The 5,273-nt window shown below is 57.5% G+C and carries 6 protein-coding genes and 1 pseudogene; 2 read left to right on the top strand and 5 right to left on the bottom strand.

All coding sequences use genetic code 11. The features are described 5' to 3' along the window. Together AAAB16_RS17615 and fdxA are read left to right on the top strand one after the other, a co-directional pair. A pseudogene (locus AAAB16_RS17615) lies at nucleotides 1-413 on the top strand (DNA mismatch repair protein MutS); the annotation flags it as partial. A gap of 145 nt (nucleotides 414-558) precedes the next feature. Further along, nucleotides 559-882, top strand: coding sequence for a ferredoxin FdxA (gene fdxA, locus AAAB16_RS17610; RefSeq protein ID WP_340664485.1), 324 nt, complete (start codon nucleotides 559-561; stop codon nucleotides 880-882). A gap of 554 nt (nucleotides 883-1,436) precedes the next feature. Here the strand turns inward: fdxA and rpoS are convergent. From rpoS to truD, 5 genes are all read right to left on the bottom strand, one after another. Next, complete coding sequence (gene rpoS, locus AAAB16_RS17605; protein WP_110616551.1) at nucleotides 1,437-2,441, bottom strand: RNA polymerase sigma factor RpoS; 1,005 nt, start codon at nucleotides 2,439-2,441, stop codon at nucleotides 1,437-1,439. A 105-nt stretch (nucleotides 2,442-2,546) separates the two neighbouring features. After that, a complete protein-coding gene (locus AAAB16_RS17600) occupies nucleotides 2,547-3,425 on the bottom strand; it encodes a peptidoglycan DD-metalloendopeptidase family protein (RefSeq protein ID WP_340664484.1) in 879 nt (292 codons plus the stop codon). A gap of 100 nt (nucleotides 3,426-3,525) precedes the next feature. Beyond that, complete coding sequence (locus AAAB16_RS17595; protein WP_340664486.1) at nucleotides 3,526-4,161, bottom strand: protein-L-isoaspartate(D-aspartate) O-methyltransferase; 636 nt, start codon at nucleotides 4,159-4,161, stop codon at nucleotides 3,526-3,528. 41 nt (nucleotides 4,162-4,202) lie between these two features. Beyond that, the gene (gene surE / locus AAAB16_RS17590; protein WP_340664483.1) at nucleotides 4,203-4,952 is read right to left on the bottom strand and encodes a 5'/3'-nucleotidase SurE; all 750 of its coding nucleotides are present in this window, start codon (nucleotides 4,950-4,952) and stop codon (nucleotides 4,203-4,205) included. After that, on the bottom strand, nucleotides 4,940-5,273 hold a 334-nt coding region (gene truD / locus AAAB16_RS17585; RefSeq protein ID WP_340664482.1), incomplete at its 5' end, for a tRNA pseudouridine(13) synthase TruD. The genes surE and truD, both read right to left, overlap by 13 nt.

Genomic DNA, 5,273 nt, shown 5'->3' with positions numbered 1-5,273 from the left:
CCTATACGCTGTTCGCCACCCACTATTTCGAATTGACGGTGTTGCCGGAAAGCCAGCCAATCGTTGCCAACGTGCACCTTAATGCCACCGAGCACAACGAACGTATTGTGTTTCTGCACCATGTGCTGCCTGGGCCGGCGAGCCAGAGTTATGGCTTGGCAGTGGCCCAGTTGGCGGGTGTTCCGGGCGATGTCATCGTGCGCGCTAAAGAGCATTTGGCACGCTTGGAAACCACAGCGTTGCCCCACGAACAGCCGCGTAGCGAGCCGGGCAAGCCATCAGTGCCAATGCAAAGCGATATGTTCGCCAGCGCACCGCACCCTGTGATTGAGGAATTGGGCAGAATCAATCCCGATGATTTAACCCCGCGCCGCGCGCTTGAACTGTTATATACATTGAAAGCACGCATCTAACGCCTTGCCCGCGCAAGCTGTTAGAATCCCGCGCGCTTTGGGAAAGCAGTGGCCTATTAGCCTGGCGTCACTGCTACAGTTTTCCCGAGCCGAGGAGCCCAACTTCTGACAAGGGCTCCCCAGCCGCCTGAGGAGAGAATTAGAAATGACCTTCGTCGTCACCGACAACTGCATCAAGTGCAAGTACACCGACTGCGTAGAAGTGTGTCCGGTGGACTGCTTTTACGAAGGCCCGAACTTTTTGGTGATTCATCCGGACGAGTGCATTGACTGCGCCCTGTGCGAGCCAGAATGCCCGGCCCAAGCCATCTTCTCCGAAGATGAAGTGCCAGAAGATATGCACGAGTTCATTGCCTTGAACACTGACCTTGCAGAAGTCTGGCCGAACATCACCGAGCGCAAAGACGCGCTGCCAGACGCTGAAGAGTGGGATGGCAAGAAGAACAAGCTGGAATTGCTGGAACGTTAAGCGCCAGTGCGACAGAAGCCCGAAGAGGCCGTCGTAGGTTGGGTTGAACGAAGTGAAGCCCAACGCGGTTGACCCGCAAAAGTCGATCTAAACCGTGTAAAGACAAAAGGCCCGCACTGCGGGCCTTTTGTTGTGCCCGCCTTTCGGCAGGCAAAAAAAAGGGGCGGTATGACCCGCCCACTCTTTCGTCCCTAGTCCCTCTATTTCCTGCTCATCGTCCTGATGAATCGTGTCCTTCGATGTTCCTGGCCAAATTCCCTATCAGCCCGTGCTAGTCCGTAAGCACAGGGGTGATATTAGCGATATCCAGAGGCCGTTCAAGTCGCGAAATCGCCTAAGAGAGCATCATTCGACAACACTAAAAATAATTAATTCTTTTAAATTCAGATAGTTAGTAAAACTAAAACTGTAATACACGCCTTACACCGGCTAATCATTCCTCGTATCGCTTACACGCTTTGTAAGCAATGTCTTACACAGCTCGAACTTGTAAGACCATCCTTACAAAAAACCCGGCCAAGGCCGGGTTTTTCTCTACGCGAAACAAACACCCGTTATTGGAACAGCGAGTCACTGGACAGGCCATTTTTCTCCAGGATTTCGCGCAAACGTTTCAGCGCTTCCACCTGAATTTGCCGCACGCGCTCACGGGTAAGACCAATTTCCTGTCCCACCTCTTCCAACGTGCAGCTTTCATGGCCGCGCAGGCCGAAACGCCTGACTACCACTTCACGCTGCTTGTCGGTGAGCTCTGACAACCATTGATCAATGCTCTGCGACAGATCGTCATCCTGCAGCAACTCACAGGGATCGGTCGGGCGGTCATCGGTCAGGGTGTCGAGCAGGGTTTTGTCGGAGTCTGGGCCGAGAGACACGTCCACCGAGGAAACCCGCTCGTTAAGACCAAGCATGCGCTTGACCTCACCGACAGGTTTTTCCAACAGGTTGGCGATTTCTTCAGCCGAGGGTTCATGGTCAAGTTTCTGCGTCAGCTCCCGCGCCGCGCGCAGGTAGACGTTAAGCTCCTTGACCACATGAATAGGTAAACGAATGGTGCGCGTCTGGTTCATGATCGCGCGTTCGATGGTCTGCCGAATCCACCACGTGGCGTAGGTGGAAAAGCGGAAGCCGCGTTCCGGGTCGAATTTCTCCACCGCCCGAATCAAGCCGAGGTTGCCCTCTTCGATCAGGTCCAGCAGCGACAAACCTCGGTTAACGTAGCGTCGGGCGATTTTCACCACCAGGCGCAGGTTGCTCTCGATCATGCGCTTACGGCCCGCAGGGTCGCCCTTCTGCGCCAGACGCGCAAAATGAACTTCTTCTTCAGGAGTAAGGAGAGGAGAAAAACCGATTTCGTTGAGGTAAAGCTGAGTGGCGTCTAGCGCCCGGGTGTAATCGATGTACTTGTGTTGCTTGACCGCAGTGGAGTGCTTGGCTTTCGTGCGCTTGGTCGGAACTTCCGACTCATCATCGAGCACGTCTTCCAAAACGATACCGGGCTCCATCAGAAGCACGTCATCATCCAAGTCAAACTCCGGCGCTTCTTTGTTGAGTGCCATTGTTCTTATCCCTTGCTGAGTTCGACATAAGCTCCGGCATCGCCCTATTCCTTGGCAACCCCTGAGCCCGTCCGGCCTACGTGGCTGGAACGGGCTGACAACGTATCAGCGAGCAGGCAAAAATTGCAGCGGATCCACAGGTTTGCCCTGTCGGCGAATCTCAAAGTGGAGTTTCACCCGATCGGTTCCGGTAGAGCCCATTTCGGCAATCGTCTGCCCAACCTTGACTTGCTGCCCCTCCCGTACCAACAGCTTGCGGTTGTGACCGTAAGCGCTTACGTAAGTGTCGCTGTGTTTGATGATCACTAATTCGCCGTAGCCCCGTAATCCACTTCCGGCGTACACAACAGAACCATCCGACGCTGCGAGAACAGGCTGGCCCAATTCCCCGGCTATATCAATTCCTTTATTCAAACTACCGTTTGAGGAGAATTTACCAATTAAAGCGCCGCCTGTCGGCCACGCCCAACCTGTAGCGGAACGACTCACTGACTGTACCGGAGTGGTCGCTGGAGTCGTTACCACTGGTGGCTGAGCGGGCCTGGCGATGACCGGGACGGTGTTGGTGGGCACCACCACAAGCGGTGGTTTGTTGCCCGAATTTCCGCCGTTTGGCGAAGAAGACGGCGCCTTCACCAAGGTTGCTGGGCGTCCGCCATCGAACCGAATGACCTGGCCAACTTTGATGGTGTAAGGCGCGGGAATATTGTTGCTGGCGGCCAGCGCACGCCAATCCCAGCCAAAGCGAAAGGCGATGGAGTACAGGGTGTCGCTGCGCTGCACACGGTACTGGCCGGTGGTGGTCGCCGGCCGTTGCGGGGCTGCCACGCTGGTGCTGGTACCGCCGGTAGTGCGGTCCACTACTCGCACGCCACCGGGGGGGGTGCTGCTGCAGCCGGCCAGTAACACACCAAGGACCGCGCCACTCACCAGACGCTTGGCGCCTGCGCTGCAAATCCACTGCTGAATGGCTGTGAGACTCACCCGCCTCTCCCTATCCGGTGACTGTTGAAAAATCTGGTAACGCAAAAACCAACCTTTAGTTGGGTGGCCGCACTCGCTCGCTGCCCTCGCCCGAAGCGGCTCAGGCCACAGGCCCATTGAGCAGCGGCACAAAGCGCACAGCATCAAGCACATGACGGGAGAAGCCGTGTTCTTCGCGGATGATCAACATCAGCTGTTGAACATCACCAGCGCCGACCGGAATCACCAAGCGCCCGCCAGGCGCCAGTTGATCCAGCAAGGCTTGCGGCACCTGGGCGGCAGCAGCGGTAACGATAATGCCGTTGTAAGGCGCCAATGCCGGCCAACCTTCCCAGCCATCGCCCCAACGAAAGACCACGTTGCGCAGATTGAGTGCCTGCAATCGCTCTTTCGCACGTTCTTGCAGGACTTGGATGCGCTCCACCGAGAACACGCGCTCAACCAATTGCGTCAGTACGGCGGTCTGGTAGCCAGAGCCGGTGCCGATTTCCAGCACCTTGTCGACCGGGCCGGCCGCCAGCAACAGCTCGGTCATGCGCCCAACCATATAAGGCTGCGAGATAGTCTGGTTATGGCCGATAGGCAGCGCGGTGTCTTCATAGGCACGGTGCGCAAAGGCTTCATCGACAAACAGGTGACGGGGTGTGCGGCGGATCACTTCCAGTACGCGGGCGTTGGACAGCCCTTCTTCGTACAGACGTTGGATCAGCCGTTCACGGGTGCGCTGCGAGGTCATGCCTATGCCGCGGTGTTGCAGATCATCTTGCCCGCGCGACATCAGAGCAGCCCCTCCAGCCAAGGCTCGATGCGTCGAAACGCCTCGTTAAAGGTACGGTCCAGCTGCAGCGGCGTAATCGACACATAACCCTGCACCACGGCATGGAAGTCGGTACCGGGGCCGCCGTCTTCGGCATCGCCGGAAACGGAAATCCAATAGCCTTCTTTGCCGCGCGGGTTGACCACTTTCACTGGCGCTGCGGCCTGGGCACGATGGCCCAAGCGAGTCAGTTGAATACCGCGGATATGTTCCAGCGGCAGATTGGGAATATTCACATTGAGTACGGTGCGCGGCGGCAGGTCGAGCTTATCGTGCGCCTCCACCAGACGGCTGGCGATATACGCAGCGGTTGGCAGGTTATCGGTCTGGCGCGATACCAAGGAAAAGGCAAACGCCGGCATACCAATAAAACGCCCTTCCAGCGCGGCGGCCACGGTGCCGGAATACAGCACATCATCGCCCAGGTTAGCGCCCAGGTTGATACCGGAAACCACCATATCGGGCACCTCTTGCAACAGGCCATTGAGGCCCAGGTGCACGCAGTCGGTAGGAGTGCCGTTAACGCTGATAAAACCATTGCTCAAAGTAGTCGGGTGAAGCGGACGATCCAGGGTCAGCGAGCTGCTCGCACCGCTCTTGTCCTGGTCGGGGGCGATGACCACGCAGTCGGCATAATCCGCCAACGCGCCATGCAGCGCGGCGAGGCCGGGTGCAGTCACCCCATCGTCGTTTGAAATCAGAATGCGCATGAGTTGTCCGTCTGCCCTACCGGCAACAGCTCGACGATTTCACGCACCACTACGGTGGCGAAGCATCCAGCCGGGAGGACGAATTCCAGTTGCAGAATGTCAGGCTCGGGATAATGCCACGTCAAACCGCTGATGGGGAGGCGCAGGATTCGCCGTTCGTGAGCCATGCCCGCTGCGACTAGCCAGTCGTACAATGCCGGCTCTTTTTGCGCCACGCCTTGTTCAATTTCATGGGCCAGGCCGGCAGCCGGCGATGGGCCGTCGCCCCACAGCGGTCCGGTGGGGTGCAAATCGAGAATGGCCAGACGCGGATCACTACAC

It is taken from the genome of Pseudomonas sp. (assembly GCF_037994325.1).
In the GTDB taxonomy this organism is placed as follows: Bacteria; Pseudomonadota; Gammaproteobacteria; order Pseudomonadales; family Pseudomonadaceae; genus Aquipseudomonas.
Note: the sequence above shows the minus strand (reverse complement) of the source record. Positions and strands in the feature narration are given on the sequence as shown.

Bases quoted from the DNA above. Each gene is read 5' to 3' on its own strand.
- fdxA (WP_340664485.1), top strand. From the start codon at position 559: ATGACCTTCGTCGTCACCGACAACTGCATCAAGTGCAAGTACACCGAC.
- rpoS (WP_110616551.1), bottom strand. From the start codon at position 2,441: ATGGCACTCAACAAAGAAGCGCCGGAGTTTGACTTGGATGATGACGTG.
- AAAB16_RS17595 (WP_340664486.1), bottom strand. From the start codon at position 4,161: ATGACCTCGCAGCGCACCCGTGAACGGCTGATCCAACGTCTGTACGAA.
- surE (WP_340664483.1), bottom strand. From the start codon at position 4,952: ATGCGCATTCTGATTTCAAACGACGATGGGGTGACTGCACCCGGCCTC.